The sequence below is a fragment of the Hymenobacter sp. M1-2 genome (genome assembly GCF_057808495.1).
In genome coordinates this window covers 405,953-432,853 of record NZ_JBTYZO010000002.1, presented here as the reverse complement: position 1 = coordinate 432,853, position 26,901 = coordinate 405,953, and the positions used below count along the sequence as shown (strand labels likewise).

Annotated in this window: 21 protein-coding genes, 1 tRNA gene and 1 riboswitch; of the genes, 15 read left to right on the top strand and 7 right to left on the bottom strand. The window is 59.1% G+C overall.

Features of this window, described 5'->3' with window-relative positions:
- Window positions 1-55: 55 nt before the first annotated feature.
- Window positions 56-1,912 carry a TonB-dependent receptor plug domain-containing protein gene (locus tag ACYSMN_RS03945; RefSeq protein ID WP_488922538.1) on the bottom strand — a complete coding sequence of 619 codons (1,857 nt, stop codon included), beginning with the start codon at window positions 1,910-1,912 and terminating at the stop codon, window positions 56-58.
- A 149-nt stretch (window positions 1,913-2,061) separates the two neighbouring features.
- Window positions 2,062-2,261: riboswitch (cobalamin riboswitch) on the bottom strand.
- A gap of 146 nt (window positions 2,262-2,407) precedes the next feature.
- Entirely contained in the window at window positions 2,408-2,674 is a 267-nt protein-coding gene (locus ACYSMN_RS03940; protein ID WP_488922537.1) for a hypothetical protein, read from the bottom strand.
- 147 nt (window positions 2,675-2,821) lie between these two features.
- Here ACYSMN_RS03940 and ACYSMN_RS03935 point away from each other — a divergent pair, with 147 nt between their 5' ends.
- The 3 genes from ACYSMN_RS03935 to ACYSMN_RS03925 all read left to right on the top strand — a co-directional run bounded on the left by ACYSMN_RS03935 (window position 2,822) and on the right by ACYSMN_RS03925 (window position 6,181).
- Window positions 2,822-3,172: a hypothetical protein gene (locus tag ACYSMN_RS03935; protein WP_488922536.1), complete on the top strand. Its 351-nt coding sequence runs from the start codon at window positions 2,822-2,824 to the stop codon at window positions 3,170-3,172.
- A gap of 3 nt (window positions 3,173-3,175) precedes the next feature.
- Entirely contained in the window at window positions 3,176-3,748 is a 573-nt protein-coding gene (locus ACYSMN_RS03930) for an AraC family transcriptional regulator (protein WP_488922535.1), read from the top strand.
- A 117-nt stretch (window positions 3,749-3,865) separates the two neighbouring features.
- Complete coding sequence (locus ACYSMN_RS03925; RefSeq protein WP_488922534.1) at window positions 3,866-6,181, top strand: B12-binding domain-containing radical SAM protein; 2,316 nt, start codon at window positions 3,866-3,868, stop codon at window positions 6,179-6,181.
- An 81-nt stretch (window positions 6,182-6,262) separates the two neighbouring features.
- Here ACYSMN_RS03925 and ACYSMN_RS03920 read toward each other — a convergent pair whose 3' ends face one another.
- The 3 genes from ACYSMN_RS03920 to ACYSMN_RS03910 all read right to left on the bottom strand — a co-directional run bounded on the left by ACYSMN_RS03920 (window position 6,263) and on the right by ACYSMN_RS03910 (window position 8,297).
- Window positions 6,263-7,351 (bottom strand): dienelactone hydrolase family protein, encoded by a 1,089-nt coding sequence (locus ACYSMN_RS03920; RefSeq protein ID WP_488922533.1) that lies wholly within the window; start codon window positions 7,349-7,351, stop codon window positions 6,263-6,265.
- Between the two features lie 83 nt (window positions 7,352-7,434).
- Window positions 7,435-7,971, bottom strand: a complete 537-nt coding sequence (locus tag ACYSMN_RS03915) for a GNAT family N-acetyltransferase (protein WP_488922532.1) — start codon at window positions 7,969-7,971, stop codon at window positions 7,435-7,437.
- An 89-nt stretch (window positions 7,972-8,060) separates the two neighbouring features.
- On the bottom strand, window positions 8,061-8,297 hold the full coding sequence (locus ACYSMN_RS03910; RefSeq protein ID WP_488922531.1) for a hypothetical protein: 237 nt from the start codon (window positions 8,295-8,297) through the stop codon (window positions 8,061-8,063).
- 219 nt (window positions 8,298-8,516) lie between these two features.
- Here ACYSMN_RS03910 and ACYSMN_RS03905 point away from each other — a divergent pair.
- The 11 genes from ACYSMN_RS03905 (at window position 8,517) to ACYSMN_RS03855 (ending at window position 23,384) form a co-directional block, all read left to right on the top strand.
- A tRNA-Gly gene (locus tag ACYSMN_RS03905) sits at window positions 8,517-8,589 on the top strand.
- 283 nt (window positions 8,590-8,872) lie between these two features.
- Complete coding sequence (locus tag ACYSMN_RS03900) at window positions 8,873-9,916, top strand: adenylate/guanylate cyclase domain-containing protein (RefSeq protein WP_488922530.1); 1,044 nt, start codon at window positions 8,873-8,875, stop codon at window positions 9,914-9,916.
- Window positions 9,917-9,967: 51 nt separating this feature from the next.
- Window positions 9,968-10,585, top strand: coding sequence for a TetR/AcrR family transcriptional regulator (locus ACYSMN_RS03895; RefSeq protein WP_488922529.1), 618 nt, complete (start codon window positions 9,968-9,970; stop codon window positions 10,583-10,585).
- A 133-nt stretch (window positions 10,586-10,718) separates the two neighbouring features.
- The gene (locus ACYSMN_RS03890) at window positions 10,719-12,077 is read left to right on the top strand and encodes a TolC family protein (RefSeq protein ID WP_488922528.1); all 1,359 of its coding nucleotides are present in this window, start codon (window positions 10,719-10,721) and stop codon (window positions 12,075-12,077) included.
- Between the two features lie 23 nt (window positions 12,078-12,100).
- Window positions 12,101-13,267: an efflux RND transporter periplasmic adaptor subunit gene (locus ACYSMN_RS03885; RefSeq protein WP_488922527.1), complete on the top strand. Its 1,167-nt coding sequence runs from the start codon at window positions 12,101-12,103 to the stop codon at window positions 13,265-13,267.
- A gap of 73 nt (window positions 13,268-13,340) precedes the next feature.
- Window positions 13,341-16,490, top strand: coding sequence for an efflux RND transporter permease subunit (locus ACYSMN_RS03880; RefSeq protein WP_488922526.1), 3,150 nt, complete (start codon window positions 13,341-13,343; stop codon window positions 16,488-16,490).
- Between the two features lie 175 nt (window positions 16,491-16,665).
- Window positions 16,666-19,119, top strand: a complete 2,454-nt coding sequence (locus ACYSMN_RS03875; protein WP_488922525.1) for a TonB-dependent receptor — start codon at window positions 16,666-16,668, stop codon at window positions 19,117-19,119.
- Between the two features lie 32 nt (window positions 19,120-19,151).
- Window positions 19,152-19,994 carry a squalene/phytoene synthase family protein gene (locus ACYSMN_RS03870; protein WP_488922524.1) on the top strand — a complete coding sequence of 281 codons (843 nt, stop codon included), beginning with the start codon at window positions 19,152-19,154 and terminating at the stop codon, window positions 19,992-19,994.
- A gap of 38 nt (window positions 19,995-20,032) precedes the next feature.
- Complete coding sequence (locus ACYSMN_RS03865) at window positions 20,033-21,667, top strand: FAD-dependent monooxygenase (RefSeq protein WP_488922523.1); 1,635 nt, start codon at window positions 20,033-20,035, stop codon at window positions 21,665-21,667.
- 28 nt (window positions 21,668-21,695) lie between these two features.
- Window positions 21,696-22,109, top strand: coding sequence for a DUF2141 domain-containing protein (locus ACYSMN_RS03860; protein ID WP_488922522.1), 414 nt, complete (start codon window positions 21,696-21,698; stop codon window positions 22,107-22,109).
- A 126-nt stretch (window positions 22,110-22,235) separates the two neighbouring features.
- A complete protein-coding gene (locus ACYSMN_RS03855; RefSeq protein WP_488922521.1) occupies window positions 22,236-23,384 on the top strand; it encodes a BamA/TamA family outer membrane protein in 1,149 nt (382 codons plus the stop codon).
- A gap of 97 nt (window positions 23,385-23,481) precedes the next feature.
- Here the strand turns inward: ACYSMN_RS03855 and ACYSMN_RS03850 are convergent, their stop codons facing one another.
- Both ACYSMN_RS03850 and ACYSMN_RS03845 read right to left on the bottom strand, forming a co-directional pair.
- Window positions 23,482-23,970, bottom strand: coding sequence for a hypothetical protein (locus ACYSMN_RS03850; protein WP_488922520.1), 489 nt, complete (start codon window positions 23,968-23,970; stop codon window positions 23,482-23,484).
- A 186-nt stretch (window positions 23,971-24,156) separates the two neighbouring features.
- A complete protein-coding gene (locus tag ACYSMN_RS03845; protein ID WP_488922519.1) occupies window positions 24,157-24,345 on the bottom strand; it encodes a hypothetical protein in 189 nt (62 codons plus the stop codon).
- Window positions 24,346-24,489: 144 nt separating this feature from the next.
- On the opposite strand from ACYSMN_RS03845, the gene ACYSMN_RS03840 reads away from it, so the two are divergent.
- On the top strand, window positions 24,490-26,898 hold the full coding sequence (locus ACYSMN_RS03840) for a TonB-dependent receptor (RefSeq protein WP_488922518.1): 2,409 nt from the start codon (window positions 24,490-24,492) through the stop codon (window positions 26,896-26,898).
- Window positions 26,899-26,901: the final 3 nt, after the last annotated feature.

Below are 26,901 nucleotides of genomic sequence, written 5' to 3'. Positions count from 1 at the left end.
AGTCATGATGGCATTCTTAAACGGCTCGGCCGTCCCAACGACTGCGTAACATCAGTTAATAAGTGAAGCTGACACCCACGTTGGCATTACGCCCGAGCGTGGTGTAGCCGTAGGTTTCGAAGTACTCCTGGTCGAGCAGGTTCTTAGCGTCCACGAACAGCTTCAGCTTGTTGCCCAGCAGCTGGTACTCGGCGTACACGTCCCAGAGCTGGTAGGCGTTGAGCGTGGCGGCTTCGGTGGCGAAGGTTTCGGAGTTGAAAAACAGGTCGGCGCGCTGGCTGAACGTTTTGAGGTTGGTGCTCACGAACAGCGCCGGCGTAATCTGGTAGCCCACGTTGAGCCCGAACGAGTGTTTGGGCCGGCGAATCAGGTTGGCGTACGTGGTATCCCGCTCCCCAGCCTTCGTGCTCACTTTGCCCGTGACGTAGGCGTAGAAACCGCGGATGGTTAGCTTGTCGGTGGGCCGGAAGGTGGGCTCCACTTCCAGCCCCCGGTCGTTTTGGCGGTTTAGGTTGATGTAGCCGGGCCGGAAGGTGTACTGGATGGCGTCTTTGATGCGGCGCCGGAAAGCCACCACGCGCACGTCCAGCCGGCTATCATGGAGGAAAGTCTGCACGCCGCCTTCCCAGCTTTGGCTGCGCTCCGGCTTCAGGTCGGGGTTGGCGCCGTACTCGCCGTAGAGTTGGTACAAGGTGGGCGCCTTAAAGCCGGTGGAATAATTAGCGAACAGCTTCACCTTCTCGGCCACCAGATACGAAGGGTTTACGCTGTACGTGAAATTGTCGCCGTATTTGGAATGGTGGTTGTAGCGGCTGCCCAGCTCCAGGTTGAAACCGCCCAGGTCGCGCAGAAACAGCGACACGTACGGACTCATGATATCTACCTTGGGGTCTGAGACAGTAGACGTGGTGTCGAGCATTTGCTGCTGCTGGTAGTTGAGGCCCGCCAGCACTTGTCCGTGTTCGGCTACGTCGTAGTTCACAAAAGCCTCGGCGCTGTGGAACCGTCCCCGGAATTTGCTCTCGCCGTACGAGGTGTTGAAGTCGCGGTTGGTCTTGTTGAAGGCGTATTGCAGGTTTACGGCTCCTTTTGAGAGCGTGTATTGCCCTAGCAGGCCGGTACTGAACAGCTTGGAATCGTAGCGAGCTACGGTGTCGTCGGTGAAGGAGCCGCCGTCGTACTTGCCGCGGAAATTGGTGGCCCGCACAAAGGGTTTCAGGCTCAACTTTTCGCTGACTTGGAAGCCCAGATTGGCGTTGAAAGCATCCTGCTTGGCTCCGTCCCAGTCGAAGGTGCCGGCGCGGGTGGTGTCTTTGGCTTCGCTAACGCCGCCGGTATCGAAGTGCGTGAAGCCGACATTGTAATCGAAGGCCTTTACGCGGCCGTTCAGGCCCGCTTGAGCCTTGTACGTGTCGTAGCTGCCGCCGCTGAAGGAAGCGTAGCCGCCCACCGGACGAGTGCCGCCTTTTTTGGTGATGATGTTGATAACGCCCGCAATGGCATCGGTACCGTAAAGCGTGGACTGCGAGCCTTTCAGAATTTCGATGCGCTCCACTTGGTCCAAGGGCAGCAGGCGCAAGTCGTAGGCGCCACCGCCAATGCCCGAAGGATCATTGACCGGAATACCATCGAGCAGGATGAGCGTGTACTCGTTGCCGGCCCCGCGCAAGTACACCGACTTGTTTTGGCCCGGATTGCCGTTGGCTCCGTTCACCACCAAACCGGCTTGCTCGTTGAGCAATTGCGAGATGGTTTTGCCAGCACTGCGGGCCAGTTGCTCTTCGCCAATCACGGTGAGAACTTTGCCCGTCTCGCTTTCCTTTTTCGGAAACTTGGTGGCGGTTACTACAACCTCGTTGAGGTTATAGGTTTTGAGTGTGTCTTGCTGAGCGGCGGCTTGGCCTGCCAGCATACACAGACAAGTGGCTTGGACCAGAGTCCAAACTGTCGTCTCCTTTTTCATTCAACCGAAGGGTTAAAGGTTGGAAAAGGAGTAAAAAGAAGGGGAATGGGAAAATGTGTGCGTGCATCCGACCATTCGCTGCTTTCTACCCGAAGCATTGAATAATAAGTGCATTGGCAGGTCTTCTGACTTGCTCACTTTCTGGCGCCTTCCCATCCCCGAAAGAACAGTGGCCTAACTACCAAAAAGCTGTGAATGAGCTTACAGCTGCGGGAACAGTTCCGGACTTACACCGGCATTCCCTTTTAATTCCACCTTCCTAGCACGGGAGGCAGAAACCAATACAGGTGCAAACGTAGGCATTTTCGAGCAGTACTGCTCCTATATAACCTGACAAACTTACGCTTCACGGATTGCCCAAACGCCTAAGGCCCGCTCTAGTGGAACGGGCCTCTGCGTGGGGGGTACTGCTATGACAAGCGCTATCTAGTCGAGTTAGAAAAATTAGTCGGCAATACCGTCGTTGTTGCGGTCCTTACGATTGGCAGCATCTTCGTAGACTTCGCGGCCCGTGGGATTGTTGCTGGTATCGCGCTCCAGAGCAGACGTAACGGAGTCGCCCTTGGTGGTTTGGCCGGTGCGGGAGTCTTTCTGTTTGTGGTCCCCGATTTCGACGTTGGTATCGCCGGGCTTCGTGCCGGTGTCGCAGGCGGTGAGGGTGGCAGCCAGCAGGGTGGTAACTAGCAGGCCGGGCAGTAAGGAGCGTTTCATGCAAGAAAGAGTGAAGTGAAGCGAGTGGGCCGCTAAAAGCAACCAGGAGTTGATACGACGGAAACAGAGCCATGTTGCCAGCCGCCGCTGCCTATCAGCAACCCGCCAAGGCCAGAAGCGGTATATTTGCTGGCCTTAGTACTACCTATGAAACTTCCTTTCGCCGCCCCTGTTACTTACCGTCCGCTGCTGCGCCGCGCTGGTATTATGGCCGCCATAAGTTTGGTGCTGGCCATTGCCTTAATCGGCTATCTGTTTGGCGTGAGCGACGGATTTTTCGGTCGGTTGTTCGGCGCTTTTTTCGTACTTTTCTGGCTGCTGTCCGTGACTTTTTTAGGGGTCGTCCCCTTCGTAAGCTGGGCCGCAGCGCATTGGTTTGGGAAAGACTGGGTGGAAAAGCCCAGCGCCCCGCCCATTCGCAAGCCTCGTCCGGCGCCCGCCGCCGCAACTGTTCGTAAACCTTCGCGTACTGTAAACCGGTCAGTAGAAAAACCCTAACCCGTGAAAACAACGCTGCTTCATATCAAGAACATGGTTTGCCCGCGTTGCGTGGAAGCCGTCCGTAACGTCCTCGAAAAAGCTGGCTACCACCCCACCGAGGTAGTGCTAGGCCAAGCGCAGCTCGATGAAGACACTCCCGCTGATCCAGCCACTGTGGCCCCTTTGCTGCGAGAAGCTGGTTTCGATGTGCTCATGGGCCGGGCCGAGCAAATGACTGAACAAATCAAAGGAGCTTTGGCCGAATATCTGGAGCACCTGCGTACCGCCCGCATGCCCCTCACTACCTCGGCTTTCCTTACCGACCGGTTTGCTGCCACGTACTCGCACTTGAGCAAAGTTTTTTCGCGGACGGCCAACCTCACTATCGAGAAATACCTGATTCGCCTGAAAATAGAGCGGGTGAAAGAAATGCTGAGCTACGGTGAAATGACGCTCAGCGAAATAGCGGACCAAATGCGCTACAGCAGCGGCCAACATCTGAGCAACCAGTTCCGCCAGGTTACGGGCCGTTCCGTGAGCGAATTTCGCCGCGAGCTAATGCCCAACCGCCTTTCGCTCGACCAACTGGTGTGAGTTGAGAAGTGAGATAGTAGAAGTGAGAGGTGAGACTTTGTTCCGACAATTGATGTTGGAACGAGTCTCGCCTCTCATTTTTCGTTTCTCGCTTCTTTCAAAAGTACTTTTGTAGCTGTGCCCGACTCGCTCCGCATTCTGCTCATTACGCCGCCGCTCACGCAGCTCAACACGCCTTACCCGGCTACGGCCTACCTGAAAGGTTTTTTGGGCGGCCGGGGCTACGCCGTAACGCAGGCTGACTTAGGATTGGAGCTGGTGCTGAAGCTGTTTTCGGAGGATGGGCTGCGGCGGGTATTTGCGGCAATCGAGGCCGGGGACTTTGAGTTGAGCGACAACGCCCGCCGGATGCTGCGGTTGCAACGCCGCTACCTGAGCACCATCGGGCCGGTCATTCGCTTCCTGCAAAACAAGGACAACACGCTGGCCCCGCGCATCTGCCACAGCCGGTTCCTGCCCGAAGCCAGCCGCTTCGACAACGTGGCCGACCTTGAAGCCGCCTTCGGCACGATGGGCCTCACTGACCAAGCCCGCCACCTCGCCACGCTTTATTTGGAAGACCTCGGCGACTTAATCAAGAAAACCGTGGGGCCGCAATTCGGCTTTTCGCGCTACGCTGAGAAGCTGGCTATGTCGGCCACGACGTTCGACGCCATGCACGAGGCTTTGCAAGCCGCACCCAACTTGCTCGACCGAATGTTGGAAGAGCTGGCTGATGAGCTAGTGGCGCAAGTAGAGCCGGATGTGGTGGGTTTCACGGTGCCTTTTCCCGGCAACCTCTACGGAGCGTTGCGGCTGGCGGGCCGCATCAAAGAACTTCGTCCTGCCACCAAAACCCTCATGGGCGGTGGCTACCCGAACACCGAACTGCGCCAACTCCGCGAGCCTCGCTTCTTCGACTATATTGATTACCTAACACTGGATGACGGAGAAGGCCCGTGGCTGCGGCTGCTGGAATATCTGAGCACGGAAAAGGAACGTCATGCAGAGGCGGAGCATACAGCTGGTATAGTAATTAGTGATTTCGCGACGTCAGCAGGCGCACTGCTTCACGTTGCTTCGCATGACATTTCAGAAAACAGCAGCATACAAGACGCTGTGGTAGTTCCCAAGCTTCAGCGTACGTTTTTGCGCAACGTGGCGGGCGAGGTAGAGTATGTCAATCACCCTTACCCCGACGTGCCCCACCCGGAAGTCGGGACGCCGGACTATTCGGACTTGCCGCTGAGCGAGTATTTATCGGTGATTGAGGTGCTGAACCCTATGCACCGGTTGTGGAGCGATGGGCGTTGGAACAAGCTCACGGTAGCTCACGGCTGCTACTGGAAACGCTGCTCCTTTTGCGACGTGACGCTGGACTACATTTCGCGCTACGAAACTGCCCCAGCCACGCTCCTCGTGGACCGAATCGAGCAAATCATTGCCCAGACTGGCCAAACTGGCTTTCACTTCGTGGATGAGGCCGCGCCGCCGCTGGCCTTGCGCGACTTGGCTATCGAACTTCTAAAGCGGCAGGTCAGCATTACGTGGTGGGGCAATATCCGCTTCGAGAAAACCTTTACGCCCGACTTGTGCCGGCTGCTGGCGGCTTCGGGCTGCATAGCCGTGAGCGGCGGGCTGGAAGTGGCTTCTGACCGGCTGCTGGCCCTGATGGAAAAAGGCGTCACGATTGCGCAGGTAGCCCGCGTGACGGACGGCTTCACGCAGGCCGGCATTATGGTGCATGCGTACCTGATGTACGGTTTTCCGACCCAAACCGCGCAGGAAACCGTGGATTCGCTGGAAGTGGTGCGACAGTTGTTTGCGGCAGGCATTGTGCAGAGCGGCTACTGGCATCGGTTTTCGATGACGGCCCACTCGCCGGTGGGCAAGAACCCGGCGAAATACCAAGTGATGCCCATCGGCCCCGAGCCCGGCCCCTTCGCATGGAACGACCTGTGGCACGACGACCCCACCGGCACCAACCACGAACAGTTCGGCGCGGGCCTGGCCAAAGCCCTCTACAACTATCTGCACGGCGTGGCCCTGCACGAGCCGCTCAGCTTCTGGTTTGATTTTCGGGTGCCCAAAACCACCGTCCCGCGCCAGCTCATCCAACAAGCCCTGCAAGAACCTGCAAAGCCGGATTTTGCCAAGCAGAACCAGCGTCTGTTCTGGCTTGGCAATGTGCCGGAGCTGCGTCAAGAAAACGGCAAGAAAGGCCCCCGCGCGGTGCTCACGTTCTACGAGCAAGCCGAAGATTTCGAAGTGACTGTACCCGCCGCTCTAGGCTCCTGGCTGCACACACTGCTCATTACTCTCAGCACCGACTACGATACGAAAGTGCTCCTGAAAGACGCCGCCCGCAGCTTCCCAGCTGGGCAGTCGTTCGAGCGGTTTATTGAATCAGAAGCGTGGCAATTGTTGCGGGAGAAAGGCCTGCTGATGCTGTAAGCTGCACTCTCAGGAAGATGAGTACGTACAACGATTCGATTGATTGTCGACTGGCACCTCTTTTCTTTTAGAAGGTCGACGCTACTTCAGCCACTCCTCCACAGCCGTCAAGTAACCAGGGGCCGACTTGGGCCAGGTCCATTTGCCCTCGGTGCTCAGGTTGCCGGGTACTACGAACCAGGCATTGGCTTTAGGAAAAATTCGCACCTGCGTACCACGCCGCAACCCCACGGCATTGCGCAGCCGACGGGCACTTTCTTTGGCATTCAAGGATGTGTCGGCGGCAGCATAAAGACCTAGTACGCGCACTCGCTGGCGGTTCAGTACCTGGAATGGCTTGGCGACGCTGGCGACTGGCACGTTTTCCAGCACCACGAAATCGGCTTTGGGCGTTACGAGCGTGGCGGCGGACGCCACGGCGGCGCTAGCTCCTCGCGCCCACAGTCCCACGCGGAGCGTATCAACGGCAGTATCGCGGCGCAACGCTTCTATCACCGCTACCGCTAGGCCCAAAGCCGCCGAGTCCGAGGGAGACGAGGCGGGCGGCAGAACTACGACGGTAGTGACGAAACCCTGACGGGCCAGCTGGTCGGCGCGCAGCTGAGCGGCTTGCTCAGTGGAAGGCTCCGTGAATAGGGCTACGGCTGGGTACCGCTCCGTCGTGGTGTCTTGCGGGATGAGCAGTGTGGGCGCCTGAATGGACTGACCAGCGGGTAATTGTAAAGGCTTGGTTTGATAAGGCCGAGGTTCGGCTTTGCCTCGGCGCACCCACACGAAGTCCGCCTTGATACTGTCGAGCTGGAATACGCCGCGTAGGAAGTCGCCTTCGCGGACGGCCGATACACTGATGCCGCCGGGCTGCCCTTGCTCGAAGCGTAGCTGCGGCTCGCTGTAGCGCAGGTTTGCGGCCGGGAAGCTCAGTCCTTCTTCCTCAGGAAAGCGCAAGTCGGCTTCCAGCTGCCCGGGGGTTGCTTCGCGCAGCTCCAGTACCGCTTGCAGCTCCGTGCCCTGAAACGTCACGGCACCTTCGTAGTGCCCAGTTGGCAGCGCCACCGTTTTGCGTTCCGAGTCCAGGGAGCAGCTGGGCAGCGCACCGGCCAGCAGTAGTAGTAAAGGCCAGGCGGCAAGCCGGCACCAAGGCGAAGAACGGACAAATTGGTTTTTTGACACGCGGGCAGCGGGTTGGCGAGGGGCACAAAGGTATAGCAGACAGCCATTCAGCCGCGCCAGGGCGCGGGCGGCCCCAGCTGAGGCTAGAATCCTTTGCGCAGAATAAGGTCAATCTGCACGTCGGAGCCGAGTAGGAACTCGTGCTGCCCTATTACCTTGAAGCCGAAGCGGCGGTAAAATTCAATAGCCCGCTGATTCTTCTCCCACACGCCTAGTACCACGGCCCGGCAGTTGCGCTGGCGGGCTTCTTCCAGGGCCCGGCGCATGAGGGCAGCACCCAAACCAGTACCTATCCAGTCTTCGAGCACGTACAGCCGCTCTATTTCCAACCGGGCCTCCGCCGCCTTATCAGGTGCCATTCCCAGCTGCGACCCCACGAGCAGCTTGGCATAGCCGACCAGTTGCTGTTGCATACGGGCCAGTAGGAACACCACGTCGGATCGTTGCAGCTCGGCCAGCTGTTGCTCCGGTCCGAAATTGGCGGCCAGGTAAGCGGCCATGTCTTCCGGCCGGTTGTCGGCCGCAAAGGCATCCTGAAAGGTTTGCCGACCTAGAGCGGCCAGCTCCGCCGCTGCGTGGGCCGTGCGCTTAGCCACGGTAATGGTGAGAGGAGAAGACATACGGGAGTTTTCGGGAAGGGCCGCAAAGATAAGCCGGCCACGACTGCCACCTGTGCGCGGCAATCAGCACTGGCCCGCGCCGCCTGCCGTTAGCGAATAGGATCGCGGCGCAGCAGATGCCAGCCGTACCACAGCAGCAGTACGCCTCCGGCTAGCAGCAACAGCGTCAGCAGAAACTGCCGGTTGTAGAGCGCCGCGATGCCAGCCTGCTGGTAATTGTAGTAAGTAACCAGCAGCCGCAACACCAGCGCCACCAGCAACATACTCCCGGCCAGCACATTCATCATACCCACAAGGCGGCGTGTAACGGGAGGGAGCGGGGCCATAGGTGACGTAAGAGGTGAGCTAGCAGGTGAATAGAAGTTTGCCGGTGGCCTTCTCAACCCTGCGGCAGCCAGAAAGTCAGTTTTTCTGGCGCGGCAGGAAGTTTCGGGTGGGTTCTGGCGCTTTATACCCCCAACTAGCTACTGGCATAAGCAGAAGATACGGATAGGGGTTGCAAATTGATTTCGGCCGCGTATTTTTGCTTGTACCAAGTCCTATATGCGAGAGTAGCTCAGTTGGTAGAGCATCAGCTTCCCAAGCTGAGGGTCGCGAGTTCGAACCTCGTTTCTCGCTCTTTGTAAATCAGCCACTTAGCAGTAATGCTAAGTGGCTGATTTGTTTTTGGTTTAAACGGTGGTTTAGACAAGTAAGCTTTGTGGCAGGAACAGCTGGGCGGGGTGAGCCCAGAGTATCAGTCATAGTGCCAGGTAAAGAAGCTTGTTGTCAACAGTGTCTTAACTTTTTTGTTAAACTTGAGTTTTATCTTGATTTATGTCATCCCATGAGACAATATTTTTCTTTCTGGCGCTTGCAGCTACAGCGCGGGCATACTCTGATACAGCCACCTCCCCTTGAGTTGTACAGACTGCGGACCGAGTTGGTGCTCGCCTTGGTATTCGTGAGCCAATTGGAACTGCTGGCGTTGCTGGCTGATGGATTCGATTGGTTTCGCGTGGTGGGCGTAGTGGCACTAGGCGCGCCGGCGGGGTTGCTCATTGGGCTACTGGAAGTGCGCGTGTTTCCGCGCTTTTTGGCCCGTACCCCGCTGCCTGTGGCGTTTGGGGTAGGCGCTTTGCTGCATCTGACTGTACTAGCCGTGTTTGTCGGATTGCAGGTGCCTGTCATGGCCGTGCTTGGTCAGCTGCCCGGGCCGTGGCCGACAATCATTGCAGCCCGCGAGGCTGGCTTTGTGCCAAGCAGTTGGGCCTTCACGCAAGTTCTACTGGCTTACACTTTTGCCGTGCTGAACACCACCGTTCTCTATCAAGTGAGCCTGGTGGTAGGCCCACGGGTACTGGCCGGGCTGCTGCTGGGCCGCTACCACCAGCCGGTGGCCGAACACCGCATTTTCTTGTTTCTGGACGTAAAGAACTCCACTAGCCTAGCAGAGCAACTCGGTGAGCAGCTCTACAGCCGGCTCATTAGCGACTTTTTCTACGATTTGAGCGCGGCCGTAGTAGCCGCTCGCGGCGAGATTTATCAGTACGTTGGCGACGAGGCAGTTATCACTTGGCCCACGGTGGTTGGCAGTACACAAGCCCGCTGTCTAACCTGCTTCTTCGCCTTCAGCGCGGCTATCGCCCGGCGGCGGGCGTACTACCTGCAACTGTATGGTATCGTGCCGGAGTTTAAGGCTGGGGCCCACCTCGGCCGGGTGGTGGCCACACAAGTGGGTGATATCAAGCGTGACATCGTCTACCACGGCGACGTACTCAACACTACAGCCCGAATTCAGGCCCAGTGTAATTCGCTACACAGTCGGTTCTTGATTTCCGACGACTTAAGGCAGTCCTTGCCTGTAAGCGACTTTCAGCTGCTGCCGCTAGGTGGTGTGCCTTTGCGGGGCAAGCAGCAGCCGGTGCAGTTATTTGATGTGCGGCAAATAAACACCGTGGCTTAGCAATCTATTTGCTTGTTTTGTGTTAACAATTTTGTTAAATTTGCTCCTACAATGGCCGCTAAGGAAAAAGACTCTCAAACAGAAGACCTCATCAAGCGAACGGCGAAGGAAATATTCTTCGCTGAAGGCAATCTGCACGCCACCACGCAGGAAATTGCTGATAAGGCTGGTGTCAACCGGGCGCTTATCAACTATTACTTCCGCAGCCGCGACCAGCTCTTCGAGCAAGTGATGCACGACGCTATGGGCAGCATGTTCGCCAAAATTCACTTTCTGTTTTCGGCCAAGCTGCCTTTCCGTCAAAAAATCGAGCAGTTCATTGATACCATCATTGACGAAACAGCGCAGTATCCCTACCTCGAAAGTTTCGTGATTGCCGAAATCAACCGCGGGGCCGGGCCAGGGCCCAACGAGTTTCCTGACCACGTGCGTCGAGCCATGCTCGGACAGTTCAGCGAGGAAGTGCGCGCTGAGGTGGAAAAGGGTACCCTGGCTCCTATTACGCCCGAACATTTCATTGTCAACATGATGTCGATGACAACTTATCCGATGTTGGCCAAGCCCATTGTGAAAATGATATTCAACTTGGACGAAGCAGGCTATAAACAATTCTTGCAAGAGCAAAAACGACAAATTGCCAACTTGATTTTTCGAAAACCTGCTCGTTAAATTTTTTATACATGATTTATCAAACTTGTTAAACAAAATTGATAGCAGCTCGTTGTAACAGCAATAGAATGCTCCTGTCCACACCCTCTTCTTAACAAGAATATTAAACAACATTGTCAAACCTCATTTCCGCATGAAAAGAGTTTTTGCTCTAGGCCTCCTCTGGTGCCTGGTTTTTGGTCCAACCCTGGCGTGGGCGCAGCCGGTGTATTCGCTAACGCAGTGCGTGAAGGTGGCCTTGCAGAATAATCTGCAAGTCAAAATCACGGCTTACGACCTGGCCCGCACCAATGCCAGCATCCGGCAGGCGCGCAGCGCCCTCTACCCGCAGGCCGACGTGACAGGGCAGTACCTCTACTACATCGACGTACCGCAACAACTTCTTCCTGGCTTCCTACTGGGCAATCCTAACCAAGAATACGTGGCGGGCGCCCTAACCGTGCCGCAAAACACCTCGGCTACCTTCAACCTGCGCCAGCAACTCTACAACGGTTCGGTATTTATTGGACTGAAAGCCACGCAAGCCGTGCGCGAGCTGAACGTGCTGCAAATCCGGGCCTCGCAGGAAGACCTGGTGTATAACGTCTCCGCCACTTACTACAACATTCAGGCCTTGCTCAAGCAGCAGGAGTTGTACGAGGCCAACCTCGCGTCGAGCCGCCGTACGCTAGCCATTGCCGAAAACCTGCTCAAGAACGGCCTCGGTACTAAAACCGATTACAACCGGCTGGCGGTGAATGCGCAAAACCGCGAAACCCAGCTCCAGACCCTGGCCAACGACCTGGCTAAAAGCTACAACCTGCTCAAGTACTTGCTAAATGTGCCTCCCACCGAGCCATTGGCGGTGGAGCCGTTTGACCCGGCGGCGGCACTGGCCCTGCAACCCACCGAAACGCAGGCCGTGGACCCCACGCAGCGCACCGACTACCGCCAGATCAAGCAGTCGGAAACGGTGGCGGAGCTTGAAAAGCGCAGCTTGCGGGCCGGCTACCAGCCTAGCTTATCGGGCGGGTTCAGCTTCGGCTACGCCGGCTACAATGGCAAGTTCAATCCGTTCGAGAATCTCAACAGCGAGTGGTACAAAACCAGCACCGTGAGCCTGAACCTGAACATTCCGGTGTTCGATGGCTACAACCGTCGGGCCCAGATTCAGGCTAAGGACGTGGATTTGGACCGCTACCGCACCCAGCTGGTGCAGGTATCGCAAAACATTGAGCGGGAAGTGGCCGATGCCCGCGCCGATTTCGCCACCAACCGCCTCACCCTGAGCCAGCAGGAGCGCACCACCCAACTGGCCACCAAGGTCTACAACGATTTGCAGTTGCAGTACCGCAGCGGGCTGGTAGGTCTGAGCGAGGTGCTCACGGCCGAAGACAACCTGCGCGACGCCCAAAACGGCTACGTCAATTCGCTCATCAACCTTTCGCGGGCCGACTTGAGCCTGCGCAAAGCCACTGGCAACCTACTACCCGCTAACCAGCCCACGCATTAGACATGGCCTCTCACGTTCAACTCATGAAGTCTCCCGCCCCCCAGCCGCCAAGCTCGACTGCTCCGGCTTCCCCGGCCCCGCCGCCCCCTACCGTTGTACCCGAAGCTACTAGCCGCCGTGCCGTGGCCATGAGCCCGCTACGCAAGTTTCTCATCGGGGCCTTGATTGCCGGTATCGTGGCGCTGGTGCTGGTCCGCTTGCTCGGCAACAAAGAAGAAGTCGAAGCCAACGTGTACCGCAAACCAGCCAACAGCCGAGTGCTGGTGAAGGCCACAACCGTACAGCCGCAGCCGTTCGGACAGACTACCGCCTTTTTAGGGGAGTTTCAGCCCTCGCGGCAAGTAACCATTGGGGCCGAAGGCAGCGGCAAAATAGTGGCCCTGCCCGTGAACGAAGGCGACTACGTGCGAGCCGGCCAGGTTATCGGCCGCCTCGACTGCGACTTGCTGCTCGCGCAGCAGCGCTCGGCCCGCGCCAACGCCGACAATGCCCGCGTGCAGCTGACTCGCTACCAGGGAGCGGCTACAGGAGAAGGCGTCTCGAAAACGCAGGTAGATCAGGCCACCACGCAGCTGGCCGTGGCCGAAGCTCAACTCAGCCAAATAACCAAGCAGGTGAGCCAGTGCCAGATTCGGGCACCTTTCGCGGGCTACATCAACGCCCGAATCGCCGAGGTGGGCTCGGTGGTGGCCCCCGGCGCGGCGGTGGCCGAATTAGTGGCCCTCGACGTGTTGGAGCTGAAAGTGGATGTGCCCGAAAACGAGCTGGCCGCCTTCCGGCCCGGCCAGGCCCTGGCCGTTACCAGTGACGTGTATCCGGGCGTGCGTTTCCGCGGCCAGGTGGCCTTTGTGGCGGCCAAAGCTGATGCCTCGCACAAGTATGCCGTGAAAATTCGAGTGCAAAACAGCCGGCAGCAGCCGTTGCGCGCGGGCATGTACGGCAACGTGGTTGTGGGTGAGGGCCGGACCACTCCCACCCTGCTCGTGCCGCGCTCAGCGCTGCTTGGTTCCGCCAAAAAGCCGCAGGTGTATGTGGTAACAGACGGCTTAGCCCACTTGCGCGACGTGACCACCGGCCGGGCCAACGACACCCAAATCGAGGTGGTGCGGGGCGTGCAAGCCGGCGACATGGTCGTGACCAACGGCCAGATCAACCTCGCCGACAGCACGCCGGTGCAGGTGGGCAACTAGCGGCCAAGTTCGCCGGCTTGGGCCGCCCACCACTCCTAGCTCCTAACTACCAACTTCTAGTCCCTAACCAAACATGACTCTCACCGAAATCGCCATCAAGCGGCCCTCGCTCATCATCGTGCTGTTCGCGGTGCTGCTGCTCGGCGGGCTGTTCTGCTACTCCAAGCTGGGCTACCAGCTCATGCCCGACTTCGCCGAGCCCATTCTGACTATCAACACGGTGTATCCGGGAGCCTCGCCTACAGACGTCGAAAACTCCGTCTCGAAGAAGGTGGAGGACGTGGTGGCCGAAACCGAAGGCATTAAGGACATCACCACCCGCTCGCAGGAAGGCAACAGCAGCATCGTGGCCAGCTTCAAAATCGGAACTGACCTCGACGAGAAGCAGCAGGAATTGCAGCGCAAGCTCAACAACCTGCTGCCCGACCTGCCCCGCGACGTGAAAACGCCGGTCATTTCTAAAGTCAGCCCTTCCGACGCGCCCATTATCCAGCTCTCGGTTACGTCCAAGCTCGGCGACGCGGACCTGTACGACCAGGTGAACAACGAGATTCTGCCGCAGCTTCAGCAGGTGGAAGGCATCGGCGGCATCAGCTTGCTGGGTGGGCGCAAGCGCGAAATTCAGGTGAACGTGAACCGCGACAAGCTGGACTTCTACGGGCTATCCTTGCTGCAAGTGACGGCCGCCATCAACCGTGCCAACGCCGACTTCCCAACCGGCAACGTGAAGGGCCAGGCCGAGCAAGTGACGGTGCGCCTGGCCGGCAAATTTGCCAGCGTGGAAGACATCCGGGCTCTAACCGTGGCCGAGCGGCCCGACGGCTCGGCCGTGCGGGTGCGCGACGTGGCCGACGTAACCGACGTGGTAAAGGACGCCAGCAGCCTCAACCGCCTCAACGGCGTGAACGGCCTGGGCCTGCAAATCAAGCGCCAGCAGGACGCCAACGCCGTCGCCATCAGCCGCGACGTGAAGGCCCGCCTCGCCGAGCTGGAAAAGAAATACGCCGCCCAAAACCTCAAGTTCACCATCGCCGACGACTCGGCCGACTTCACCCTCGAAGCCGCCGACGCTGTGCAGCACGACCTGGTGATTGCCGTGGTGCTGGTGGCGCTGGTGATGCTTGTGTTTCTGCACTCCTTGCGCGACGCGGCCATTGTGCTGGTGTCCATTCCGGTGTCGCTCATCAGCACGTTCATCGCCATGTACGCGCTGGGCTACTCGCTCAATCTGATGACGCTGCTGGCTATGTCGCTGGTGATTGGCATTCTCGTGGACGATTCCATTGTGGTGCTGGAAAACATTCACCGGCACCTGGAAATGGGCAAGGACAAGAAAACGGCCGCCCTCGACGGCCGCAACGAAATCGGGTTTTCGGCCCTGTCCATCACCCTCGTCGATGTGGTGGTGTTCACGCCCATTGCCTTCGTTAACACGACCATTGGCGACATTCTGCGGCAATACTCGGTCACGATTGTGGTGAGCACGCTCATGTCCTTGCTAGTGTGCTTCACGCTCACGCCCTGGCTGGCCTCGCTCTTCGGTGAAGTCACGCATTTGAACCCCAAAAACTGGCTGCACAAGCCCCTCATTTGGTTTGAATATCAGCTCAGCGCCTTCACCAACTGGTACGCCCGTGCCCTGCGCTGGGGCCTGAGCCACAAGCTGCTGTCAGGGGCTATTGTGTTGGCCTGCTTCGGCGGGCTGGGCTGGGTGCAGAGCCTGGGCATTCTGGGCGAAGAGCTGGTGGCCCAGGGCGACCAGGGCAAGTTTCGGATGACCCTGGAATACGACAAGAGCGCCACTTTGCAGGAAAACAACCTGCGCAGCCGGCAGGCCGAAGCTTACCTGCTGAAGCAGCCCGAAGTGGCCTCCGTATTTGCCAGCATCGGCGGGGTACCGGCCACCGGCGGCGCCTCAGAAGACGCCAAATCCACGCTCACGGTGGGCCTGGTGCCCCCGGAAGCACGGGCTCTGAGCACGGAGAAGTACATGATAAAGGTGCGGCAGGAGTTGCAGCAGCGGCTGCCGGCCGTCAAAATCGGGGCTGCCATCGTGGGCATCACCGGCGAGAGCGACCCCATCCAAATCGTGCTCAGCGGCGACCGGCAGACCGAGGTGGTACGGGCCGGGGCTCAATTGCGCAAGCTGATTGAGAGCGTGCCGGGCGCCAACGACGTAACGGTGAGCGTGGAAGACGGCAAGCCCGAAGTGAAGGTGAACATCGACCGTGAGAAGCTGGCCCAGCTCGGCCTCGACATCAACACGGTGGGCGCCACGCTGCAAACCGCCTTTGCCGGCAACGACGACGCCAAGTACCGCGTGGGCCTCAACGAGTACGACATCCGCATCCGCCTCGATGCCTTCGACCGGGGCAACCCTACCGATGTAGCCAACCTAAGCTTTGTGAATGAGCAGGGCCAGCAAGTGAAGCTCACGCAGTTTGCCACCCTCACGCGTAGTACCGGTCCTTCGGTGCTGGAGCGCAAAGACCGCCGCACCAGCGTCACGGTGAAGTGCTCTAACCTCGGCATTTCGGTGGGCGTGCTGGCCGCTAATATCAAGCAAGCGCTAGCCGCCCGGCCTTTGCCCAAAACGGTGGACGTGCAGTGGAACGGCGACACGGAGCGGCAGGAAGAGTCGTTGGGGGCTTTGTTCGCGGCTTTCGGCATTGGGCTGATGCTGGTATACCTGGTCATGGTGGCTCTCTACAACAACTTCGTGTATCCTTTCGCGGTGCTGTTTTCCATCCCGGTGGCACTCATTGGCGCGTTCCTGGGGCTGAACCTGGCGCAGTCGACGTTCAGTGTGTTTGCCATGCTCGGCATCATTATGCTCATGGGCCTGGTGGCCAAAAACGCCATTCTCATTGTGGACTATGCCAACCAGAAAAAAGCGGAGGGCCTGACCACTCACCAAGCCCTGTTGCTGGCCGGCCAGACCCGAATGCGCCCCATTCTGATGACTACGCTAGCCATGGTAGTGGGGATGACGCCCATTGCCATTGCCAAGGGCGCGGGCGCGGAGTGGAAGAATGGGTTAGCGATTGTGATGATGGGTGGGCTGCTTTCCTCGCTCATGCTCACCGTGTTCGTGGTGCCCATGATTTACTACGCCATCGACGCGCTGAAAATCAAGCTGGCCCGCCGGGCCGCGCTGCGCAAAGCCGCCGAGCGCCAAGCCGACCAGCGGCAGCCCGTGGGAACTGAGCTTGAACTCGCTTAGCTGAAGGAGGATGTGCCACGACCTGCGGCATACCTAGTGAAGGCCGGCCTGTTTCTAGCCGGCTTTCCTGGGCCGCTGGGTCGCCGGCAACACACTCATCATTTTCAATATGGGGCTCCGTGAATGCGTAGTCACGTTGTTTTTGTCACTCTTTTTTGATTTTCTCTTTGCCTTCATGGTACCCTTCCTTTTGCGCACAACACTACTTCTAATCTGCCTGCTACCCTACGGAGCCTGGGCGCAAAACACCGGTATTCTGAGCGGCACTGTCCGTGACAAGGGCACTCAAGAAGCATTGCCCGGCGCAACTGTGGTAATAGAAGGCACTCAGCTAGGCACTGGCACCGACGGGGAAGGCAAGTTCCGACTGGCCGGCATTCCGGCCGGCACCTACACGGTGCGAATCATGTCGGTGGGCTACGAGCCGGAGGTGCGCTACAACGTGAGTGTGAGCAGCGGCAATGCCAATATTCTCAACATCAGCCTGAATACCGGCACCCAGGCGCTAGGGGAAGTGACGGTGACGGCCAACCGCGCCATCCGGGTAGCCTCGGCCGAAACGCCGCTGAGCGTGCAGCAGCTCAGCGCCCAGGAAATCCGCACCAATCCGGGCGGCAACGCCGACATTTCGCGGGTGGTGCAAAGTTTGCCCGGCGTGGGCGCGCCCACCGCCTCGGCGGGCAGCGGCCTTCGTAACGACATCATCATTCGCGGCGGCGCCCCCAACGAGAACGTATACTATCTCGACGGAGTCGAAATTCCCGTCATCAACCACTTCGCCACCCAGGGCAGCGCGGGTGGCCCGGTGGGCGTGCTCAACGTGAGCTTTATCGAGGACGTGACGCTGAGCAGCTCGGCCTTCGAGGCCCGCTACGACAACACCCTGAGCAGCGTCCTCCAGTTTCGGCAGCGCGACGGCAACCCCGAGCGACTGCAAGGCAACATCCGGGCTGGCGGCACCGAAGTGGCCGGCACGCTAGAAGGCCCTCTAGCCAAGAATACAACCTTTCTGGCATCGGTCCGCCGCTCGTATTTACAGGTGCTATTTGAACTGATTGACTTACCCATTCGGCCCAACTACTGGGACGCGCAGTTCAAAATCACGACCAAGCTCTCTCCCAAAACCACGCTCACCGCCCTTGGCATCGGGGCCCTGGACCAGTTTGGGGTGCAGACTCCCAACGACCGGACGCCGGAAAATGAGTATCTCGTGCGCTCCACGCCCGCCTCTGACCAGTGGAACTACACCGGCGGGCTGGCCTTGCGCCAGCTCGTGCCCAATGGCTACCTCAACCTGGCCCTGAGCCGCACCCAGCTCAACAACGAAGTGGACCTGTTTGAGGACCGCGACGAGGGCAACGAGGCCAAGCGCATCCTGCTCACCCGCTCCGGCGAAGCGGAAAACAAGCTGCGCCTCGACGTCAACAAAACCGTGGGACCGTGGCGCTACGCTTATGGCGCTTCCGCGCAGTATATTCACTACGATAATCGGTTCCAGAACCGCATTCTGCGAGAGGTGCGCGACAGTAGTGGCAGTGTCGTGCAGCCCGGTTTAACCGTGCGCTTCGCCTCCGACCTTGATTTCTGGCGCTACGGCGCCTTCGCTCAGGTGACCCGAACGCTGCTGCCCGGCGGCCGGCTCACGCTCTCGGCTGGGGTGCGCACCGACGGCAACTCGTTCACCGACGACGGCAACGACTTCGGGCGCACGCTCTCGCCCCGGGCCTCGGCCTCACTCGCCCTCACCGACCGCCTGAACTTCAACGCTTCGGTAGGGCGCTACTACAAGATTCCGGTATCCACCATTCTCGGTTTTCGCGACGAGGCCGGACGGGCCGTTAACCAAGACCAGCGCTACATCCGCTCCGACCACTACGTCGCCGGCTTGGAATTGCTGCCCACGCCCGCCACGCGCATCACTCTAGAGGGCTTCTACAAGAAGTACGCCTACTACCCCGTCTCGGTGCGTGACGGCATTTCACTGGCCAATCTGGGGGGCAATCTGGCAGCCCTTGGCAACGAGGACGTGACCGACGACGGCCGGGGCCGCACATACGGGGCCGAACTATTCTTTCAGCAGAAGCTAGTGAAGAAAATCTTTTTCGTGACCTCGTTTACTGCCTTTCGGAGCGAGTTCACGGGAACCAATGGTCAGTACCGGCCTTCGTCCTGGGATTCGCGCTACACCGGCTCGTTTCTGCTGGGGCGTAAGTTCCCGAAGAATTGGGAGATGGGCCTCAAGCTGCGCTACGCGGGCGGCGCGCCCTACACGCCCCTGGACCTGGATTTATCGCGCAGCAACTATCAGGCTCTGGGGACCGGCGTGCTCAACTACAGCCAGCTCAACACCGAGCGTCTGCCCGATTTCCAACAGTTCGACTTCCGCCTCGACAAGAAGTACAACCTGAAGCGCACCACCCTGGACTTCTACTTCGACGTGACCAACGCCTTCGTCCAGCCCACGCCTACCTCGCCCGCCTACACATTTGCCCGCACCACCGACGGTACCGGCTTCGCCACCACCGACGGCCAGCCGCTGCGCGGCGACGGCAGCAACGGCATCCCTGAGATTCTGGACAGCAACAGTCCTATCACCATCCCTACTCTAGGAGTAATCATGGAGTTTTAGGGCTTGCTCAACGCCTTTTTCGCTAATAGTAGGTGCCCCTTTCTGTTATGCACGCGCCCGATTCGCAGTACCTCGCTTCCTCTTACGACTGCTGCCGCCTCATCGTTAAGCGGCATAACCCGGTACTGGCGCTCAGCATCCGGCTGCTGCCTGCCGCGCTACGTCCGCCGCTGTATAGCCTCTGCGCGTTTGTCCACACGGCGGCTCACGCGCTTCACGCCAAAGCCCGCGGACAGGCTTGGTGTGAAACGCCATTACTCAACCAGTTCCGTCTCGACACCAGTGCCGCGCTTTACAACAACCACAGTACCAACCGGGTGCTGCACGCTTTTCAGCACACGGCCCGGCAGTTTCAACTTGACCAAGCGTTGATAGAGGGCTATTTCGATGCGTTGTCGGGGCACGAGATGCCTTGCTTGTGTGAGCACGAACCCGCCGGACTGGTAGCCTTATTGGCGCTGTGCGTCGTTTGCCATTTTTTCCAGCTTCCTCCGGCCGACTATGCCACTCTACGAGAGCCGGGCCGCTGCCTGGGCGGGGCCGCTGCCCGGCTCCGCTGGTTGCATGAAACCAACCAAGACCGCTGCACGAACGGGGCCAGTGCGAGGGAATACTCCAGCCTTCTCTCGCTCAACGAGGCAACCAGATTGGCGCTGGCTCTAGGTATTGAAGAAGACCTGGAGTTGGCAGCCAATGCTATGCCCCTGCTGCCGCACCGGGCGCAGCCGGCGCTGTACCTGCTGCTGGCTTACTACAAAGACATGCTCGACCGTCTGCGCTACCGGCCCGCCGGGCGGCTCAGTCCCGGCCGTCTGCTCTTGTTCGAGGCCCAACAGGCAGCACTCCTTATCGGCACTTGGCTCAACGTGCTCTAGTGCAGCGCTTGCTACACCCATTCACTTCATCCACGTCCATGGAAAGTATAACAGAAACCGACGTTCTCATTGTGGGCGCGGGGCCGGTGGGCCTTTCGCTGGCGGCCGATCTGGTGCGCTGGGGCATCCCGTTTCGCATCGTAGACCGCAAAAGGGAGCTAGAAAAGCACTCCAAAGCCGCCAACTTCTGGCCCCGCACCCAGGAAGTAGCTGCCGCCATTGGCTACGGGCCGCGGATTCAGCGCCGCGCGGTCACGGCTACGCGCACCGTCGTTACCGCCTTCGGCCGGCTCATCGGCTATGTGCCGGGCGGGCCGCACCCCAGCCCATTTCCCTACGTCAAGGCCATCAACCAAGGACAGGTCGAGCATCAGATTGCCGAACACCTGGCCGAGCACGGCGTGAGCGTCGAATTAAACACCGGCGTGGCAGACGTGCAAACATTACCCGACGGCCGGGTGCGGGTAACGCTGGCCGGCCGGCCCGACTACGTGGTGGCCCGCTATGTGGTGGGCTGCGACGGGGCCCGCAGCACAGTACGCCGCCTCGTTGGTCTCGATTTTGAGCCTACTCCGCTGCCCGGCCGCGCCCTGCGCCAGGTAGATGCCCGCTTACGGTCGGCCCGGCCCGCCACGGCTGGTCACCTCAATTTCTATATGCACGACACCGGCATGGTGGGCGTGGTACCGCTGCCTGATGGCTACCACCGGGTATTTACTCTCGAACCTGAAGCCAACGTGGACTTATCGCGCGAGCCTACGCTCGGGGAGATGATAGCCTTACTGCGCGAGGTTAGCCAAGATCCTACTGCCGAGCTAACCAACCCCGTATGGTTCAGCGTGGGCAAGCTGGCCTACGGCGTGGCTACGGCGTACCGGGCGGGCAATGTGTTCCTGGCTGGCGACGCCGGGCACATAACCATTCCCGTGGGCGGCCAGGGCATGAACGCCGGCATTCAAGACGGATTCAACCTAGGCTGGAAGCTGGCTCTGACCCTGCGTGGCCACGCGACGCCCGCGCTCCTCGATACTTACTCCGCGGAGCGCCAGCGGGTGCGCCGCGAATTGGCCATCGATCAGGCTCGCAACTTCCGGCGCCTCACCGCACCGGGTGCGGTTGAGAAATACAAAACCCTTTGGTTTGGGTCCTGGGCGCTGGCCCGGCAAAAGGGAGTGGAGGTAGACAACCGCGACGAAACGCAACTCGATATCGCTTACCCCTGGAGCCCGCTTTCCGAAAATGCCTCGCGGGGAGGAGCTACGCTAGATCCTGGCGACCGGATGCCCGACGCGCTGGTGGTCCTCGCGGCTGAACGGCGCGACGCCACGCTACACGAGCTCATCTATGGCTGCCACCTCACGCTGCTGGCCTTCGACGCCGGCGACCCGGAGGTGACCGGAATGCAGCTAACCTACGCCCAGGAGGTGTGCGCGGCCTTCCCCGAAGGGTTAGTGCGGTCTTACGTCGTATCCGCTTTGCCGCGCCCGCAGCCTGTCACGACTCCCAGTCGGCAGGTTTGGGACGTGGACCAGTTTGCGCACCGGGCCTGTGGCGTACGGCGCCCGCTCTTGTTCGTGCTACGGCCAGATGGCCACGTGGGCTTCCGTGGCAACGGCACCGACTTCGCGGCCCTGCGAGCCTACCTCAAACGCTTTTTCATTCCGGCAGCCTAACCACACTTTTCCTTTTTTCTCTCCTACCATGCTAAACCTCTTGTTACTGGTGCTGCTAGCACCCTGGACGACTGCGCCCATCGCCAACAATATTGTGCTGGAAATCAGCAACACGCACCGCAAAACCGGCATCATTCACGTGGAGGTTTTTGCCGATGAAAAGTCCTACGACGATAAAAAGCCGCTGTTGGCCCGCAACGTACCCTACACCGGATCTGCGCCGAGCATTCCGCTCTCGCTGGCTCCCGGCGCCTACGCCGTGCTCATCTATGAAGACCTGAACGAGAACGGTAAGCTCGACACCAACTTCCTGGGTATTCCCAATGAGCCCTACGGTGCCAGCAACAACGCCAAGGGCAAAACCGGCCCGCCATCCTTCACGGCCTGCCGCGTGCAGGTAGGCCCGGAGGCTCTACGTCTGCCAATCAAGCTGTCCAACTAACGGCCTTTTCCGTGCCTGCTCCGGCTCATCTCCGTTTCGCGTCTAGTACGTGGAGGGGCCGGCGGAGTAGGCACGGACGGCAAAAAATCATTGCTGATGATGCGCTTTCTACTTCCACCGCTTTTCTTGCTCGGCCTGGTTCCGGCGGTATATGCTCAAGTAGCTTCTCCCGACTCTGCGGCCAGGCCAGCCAAGGTGAAGATAAAAGTGAAAAAGGCGCCCGTTGCCTTCGACCCCAACAAAGCCAGCCTCAACCTACAGCCCCAAGTGGACTACCGGACTGAAACCGGTCTGATTCTGGGCTTGTCGGCGGTGCCGTATTTCCGGGCTGGGCCGGCTGCTACTACGCGCAAATCCTATGTCGTGCCTTTGGTGCTCTACAGCTTTAAGGATTACCTCAATTTGCGCCTGAGCCATTATGTGCTGTTGTCTGACGAAAAGTGGCTGTTCAGTGGCGACGCCCAATACAGCACCTTCCCGAGCTTCTATTACGGCCGCGGCAACAACACGCACCAGGACGATGAGAGCCGCGTGGCCTACGATCTGACGACGGTACAACAACGTGTACTGCGGGCTACCCCCGTCCCGCACTTATTCTTCGGCCCGGTTTTCCGCTACGCCCATATCCAGGACATCCGCCCCCAGCGCGAACGGACCGAAAACGACAACCGGCCCAACCTGCTGCCTGATTTACCCGCCCGTGAGTTGCAACAAAGCACCACCTATGGCCTGGGCGGCACGGTAGTCTACGACTCGCGCGACAAAACCATTAATACCTTCACCGGCACTTACATCGATGCGCAGGTGCTGTTCAACCCGCGCGGGCTCGGCAGCGACTTTTGGTTCACGCGCTACCAGCTCGACGCCCGCCATTTTCGGCTCCTGGGTTCCGGCACGCGTACCGTGTTGGCCATGCAAGCCGTGGCACAGTTTCACGATGGCCGCGTCCCCTTCCATGAGCTAGCCCGTCTGGGTGGGGCAGATCTGCTGCGCGGCCTGTACGATGGTCGTTATCGTGACCGGCAACTGCTTGCCACGCAGGCGGAAGTGCGCCGCCAGCTTGGCCGTCACTTGCGGGCCGTTGTGTTTGCCGGCGTGGGGCAGGTGGGGCCTACGCTGGCTGATTTTCGCCTCGATGGTATCCGGGCAGCAGGCGGCGCGGGCCTCCGTTACACCACGGGCTTCGGCAATGAAATCAGTGTGCGCTTGGTTGATTTGGGCGTGGGCTCCGGTGGCTCCTCCGGTTCGGTCATTGCTGTCATTGATGCCTTCTAAGGGAAACGAACCGGGCCATTTGCTGCCGCACGCGCTTGGTTGATGAGGCAAGGGTAAGTTCCATGCACGAGAAGGACGTTGCCGGGTGCTGCCGCAGCTACCACGAAAGCCGGAACAGCTTCACTTGCGACGCCGCGCCGAACGGGGCAGGCAGCGGAAGCACCTGTACCCAAATAGCGCCGGAGGGCTTAAACCTTCGACCCAAGCTCGTCAGCAGTCCTTGTTCAAACTCCTGGGGATTTGGCGTGAAACATGTTACCTGTAGACTGGTGGGGCCGGTGTCCTCCACGCGGTAATAGCCGACATTATACCGGCGCACGTTGGCCCGGTACGTGTGGTCCATGGCTTCCAGGGCCTCGCGTAAATTGTGGACTACCGGCACCCGTTCGCTATTATCGAGCATGTGCAAGCCGGCTTGGTAAAGCATGGTCGAGCCATACGTTTGCTCCAGTGCCTGCAAGGCATTGAGCCAGGCCTGGAGAGGGTACCACTCGCCGGGGCGGGGTGTGGCCGGCAGGCCGTGCCGTTCCAGCAGTTGCTGGGCTTGCCGCGGAATCAGTTGCAGCACGTCCAGCACGGTTCGCATGCTGGTGCCGGTAATGGCGGCGGCGGGATCAAATGCTTGGTAGACCGGAGCTGTATAGTCCCAGAAAGCGATGGCCCATCAGGCCTTATATCATCGTCTGATATAATGGACTGATCCTCTTGAGAATCCACATCCTCATACGTTGGCTGATCATCTGCAATGAGGCCAACTGGGCACTTATTGTGCTCACATATTGGAGCGAAAGCGATTATAGTAGAGACCCGTTTCTTTGTCCTCATACTGGCCCTGATAGCGAAACGGACCCGAATCGGGCAGGCGCAGCTCAGGCGTGCCATCGGCGAAGGTGGCGGCTAAGTTGCTCACCACGCAGCGTGGCGTGAGCCACGTTTGGGCTAGCGCAAGGCAAGGGGCCACAGTGCACCCTGCTTCCCTAACTGGCGCCGAGTTTTTCTAGGTTGGACGCCGTTTTTTCCGGGTTCGCTCCCAGCGAGTTGGACTGCACAACGGTGGGAAGGAGTTTTGGCTCGTCGTTGTCGCCAACTCTTCATCCTAATCATCATGAAACACTGGATAGTATGTCACGCGCTAGTAGTTTGGGCTGCCAGCGCCGCGGCCCAAGGCCCCGCCACGTTGAGCGGCCGCGTGCGCGACGCCGCCACGGGCGAAGACCTGCCCGGCGCGAGCGTCCAGGTGCTGGAAGCAAAAGCTGGCACCGCTACCAACGGCTACGGCTTCTACTCGCTCACTGTGCCCAAAGGCAGGTACACTGTAACAGTGAGCTACTTGGGCTACGCCTCACTACGCCAAACCGACGTGATGCTGCAAGCCAGCACTACCCGCAACTTTCAGCTCCACGCCGCCGGCCAGCAACTCAGCGATGTGGTGGTGACCGGCACCGCCGACGACCCAGTACGCCGCGTGGAGATGAGCGTGGACCGCATGGATATTCGGACGGCCAACAAAATTCCGGTGGTGCTAGGCGAAAAAGATATCGTCAAAGCCATTCAGTTTTTACCCGGCGTATCGAGTGTCGGCGAGGGCGCGGCCGGCTTCAACGTACGCGGCGGATCAGCCGATCAAAACCTAGTGCTGCTCGACGAAGCCATACTCTATAACGCGTCCCATCTATTCGGTTTCTTTTCCATCTTCAACTCCGACGTCGTCAAGGACTTTACGCTCTATAAAGGCGGCATTCCGGCCCAGTACGGTGGCCGTCTATCCTCCGTGCTGGACGTACGGCAGAAAGAGGGCAACCTCCGGCAGTTGCACCTGAGCGGCGGACTGGGGCTCATCTCCAGTCGGCTGCTCCTAGAAGGCCCCTTCGCCAAGGACAGCACGGGAGAGGGCCGGGGTTCATTCATGCTTGCCGGCCGGCGCTCCTATGCTGACGTATTTCTGCGGGTTTCAAACGATCCTGAACTCAGGGACAATACCCTGTATTTCTATGACCTGAACACAAAAGCCAATTACCGCCTCAACGAGAAGAACCGGCTATTCTTGTCGGGATACTTCGGCCGCGACCGGCTGGAAATTCCGCGCACCTTTGGCACCACCTGGGGCAGTACTACAACTACGTTGCGCTGGAATCACTTGTTCAGCGAGCGGCTGTTCGCCAATTTCTCAGCCGTTTACAGCAACTACGACTACAACCTGAAGGTATTTGCTGCCAACCCCTACTCATGGGATTCTAACATCCTGAACTACAGCACCAAGGGCGACGCTTCGCTATTCTTGCCCAACAATACGCTCGACTTTGGTTTTAGCAGCACCTACTACGATTTCCGGCCGGGCGAAATCACCCCCCTCGAGGGCTCAACGGTGGCAGCCACTAGCCTAGACCGCAAATACGCGTTGGAATCGGCCTTATATGTGAGCAACGAGCAGAAACTGGGCTCAAAACTCACTCTCAAATATGGCTTGCGTTACTCTCACTTTGCCCGGTTAGGCGGAGAAACCATAAGGCAGTACGAGAACAACCAACCAGTGCTATACAACGCCAGCACCGGAGCGTACGAAAACGGCACCCCCACGGGCGAACGGGTATATGGTGCTGACGCCCGCATTAAGGTATTTCAGGGATGGGAGCCGCGGCTATCGGTGAGCTACGCTGTCACTCCGACGCAGGCCGTGAAGCTAAGCTACAACCGCATGTACCAGTACCTGCATCAGATTTCCAACACCACCTCCCCCACCCCCATTGATATCTATACACCCAGCGGCCCCTACGTGCGGCCGGGCCGGGCTGATCAAGTGGGATTAGGATACTTCACGGAGCTGCTCAATAAAACATACGACCTGTCGGCGGAGGTGTATTACAAGGACCTGCAGAACCAAGTCGACTACGTGGACGGTGCCAACTTGGCCTTCAACAACTACATCGAAACTGAAATTCTGAGCGGCCGGGGACGCAGCTACGGCCTGGAACTGATGTTGCGCAAGAACACAGGTCGGTTCGACGGCTGGGTGAGCTATACGCTGGCTCGTAGCGAGCGGCAGGTGCGGGGCCAAGGCGGCGGACCAGGTATCAACAACGGGGATTTTTATCCCACCAATTACGACAAGCGTCACAATCTGGCTCTGACGGCCTCCTACGACTTGTCGGAGCGCTGGAGCTTATCGACTGGTTTTGTATACAGTACGGGCCGGCCGGCCACGTACCCAACCGGACGCTATGCCTTCAACGGGCTGCTCGTGCCCGAGTACGGCCCGCGTAACGCCGAGCGGCTGCCAGCCTTCCACCACTTGGATTTTGCTCTAACCTACCAACGTCCAACAACCCGGCGCTGGCACAGTAAGTGGATTTTTGGGGTCTACAACATCTACAACCGCCTCAACGCTGCTAGTATTTACTTCCGCGAAAAATCTACGGAAGTGAACGGAGCCGACATTGGCACGGGCGAAACCCAGGCTACCAAACTGTCTTACTTCGGCATCGTGCCTAGTGTATCCTACGAATTTGAATTCTAACTC

Bases quoted from the DNA above. Each gene is read 5' to 3' on its own strand.
- ACYSMN_RS03840 (WP_488922518.1), top strand. From the start codon at position 24,490: ATGAAACACTGGATAGTATGTCACGCGCTAGTAGTTTGGGCTGCCAGC.
- ACYSMN_RS03910 (WP_488922531.1), bottom strand. From the start codon at position 8,297: ATGGCCCCGCTCCCTCCCGTTACACGCCGCCTTGTGGGTATGATGAAT.
- ACYSMN_RS03935 (WP_488922536.1), top strand. From the start codon at position 2,822: ATGAAACTTCCTTTCGCCGCCCCTGTTACTTACCGTCCGCTGCTGCGC.
- ACYSMN_RS03915 (WP_488922532.1), bottom strand. From the start codon at position 7,971: ATGTCTTCTCCTCTCACCATTACCGTGGCTAAGCGCACGGCCCACGCA.
- ACYSMN_RS03885 (WP_488922527.1), top strand. From the start codon at position 12,101: ATGAAGTCTCCCGCCCCCCAGCCGCCAAGCTCGACTGCTCCGGCTTCC.
- ACYSMN_RS03940 (WP_488922537.1), bottom strand. From the start codon at position 2,674: ATGAAACGCTCCTTACTGCCCGGCCTGCTAGTTACCACCCTGCTGGCT.
- ACYSMN_RS03880 (WP_488922526.1), top strand. From the start codon at position 13,341: ATGACTCTCACCGAAATCGCCATCAAGCGGCCCTCGCTCATCATCGTG.
- ACYSMN_RS03945 (WP_488922538.1), bottom strand. From the start codon at position 1,912: ATGCTGGCAGGCCAAGCCGCCGCTCAGCAAGACACACTCAAAACCTAT.
- ACYSMN_RS03890 (WP_488922528.1), top strand. From the start codon at position 10,719: ATGAAAAGAGTTTTTGCTCTAGGCCTCCTCTGGTGCCTGGTTTTTGGT.
- ACYSMN_RS03860 (WP_488922522.1), top strand. From the start codon at position 21,696: ATGCTAAACCTCTTGTTACTGGTGCTGCTAGCACCCTGGACGACTGCG.
- ACYSMN_RS03850 (WP_488922520.1), bottom strand. From the start codon at position 23,970: ATGCGAACCGTGCTGGACGTGCTGCAACTGATTCCGCGGCAAGCCCAG.
- ACYSMN_RS03895 (WP_488922529.1), top strand. From the start codon at position 9,968: ATGGCCGCTAAGGAAAAAGACTCTCAAACAGAAGACCTCATCAAGCGA.
- ACYSMN_RS03865 (WP_488922523.1), top strand. From the start codon at position 20,033: ATGGAAAGTATAACAGAAACCGACGTTCTCATTGTGGGCGCGGGGCCG.
- ACYSMN_RS03875 (WP_488922525.1), top strand. From the start codon at position 16,666: ATGGTACCCTTCCTTTTGCGCACAACACTACTTCTAATCTGCCTGCTA.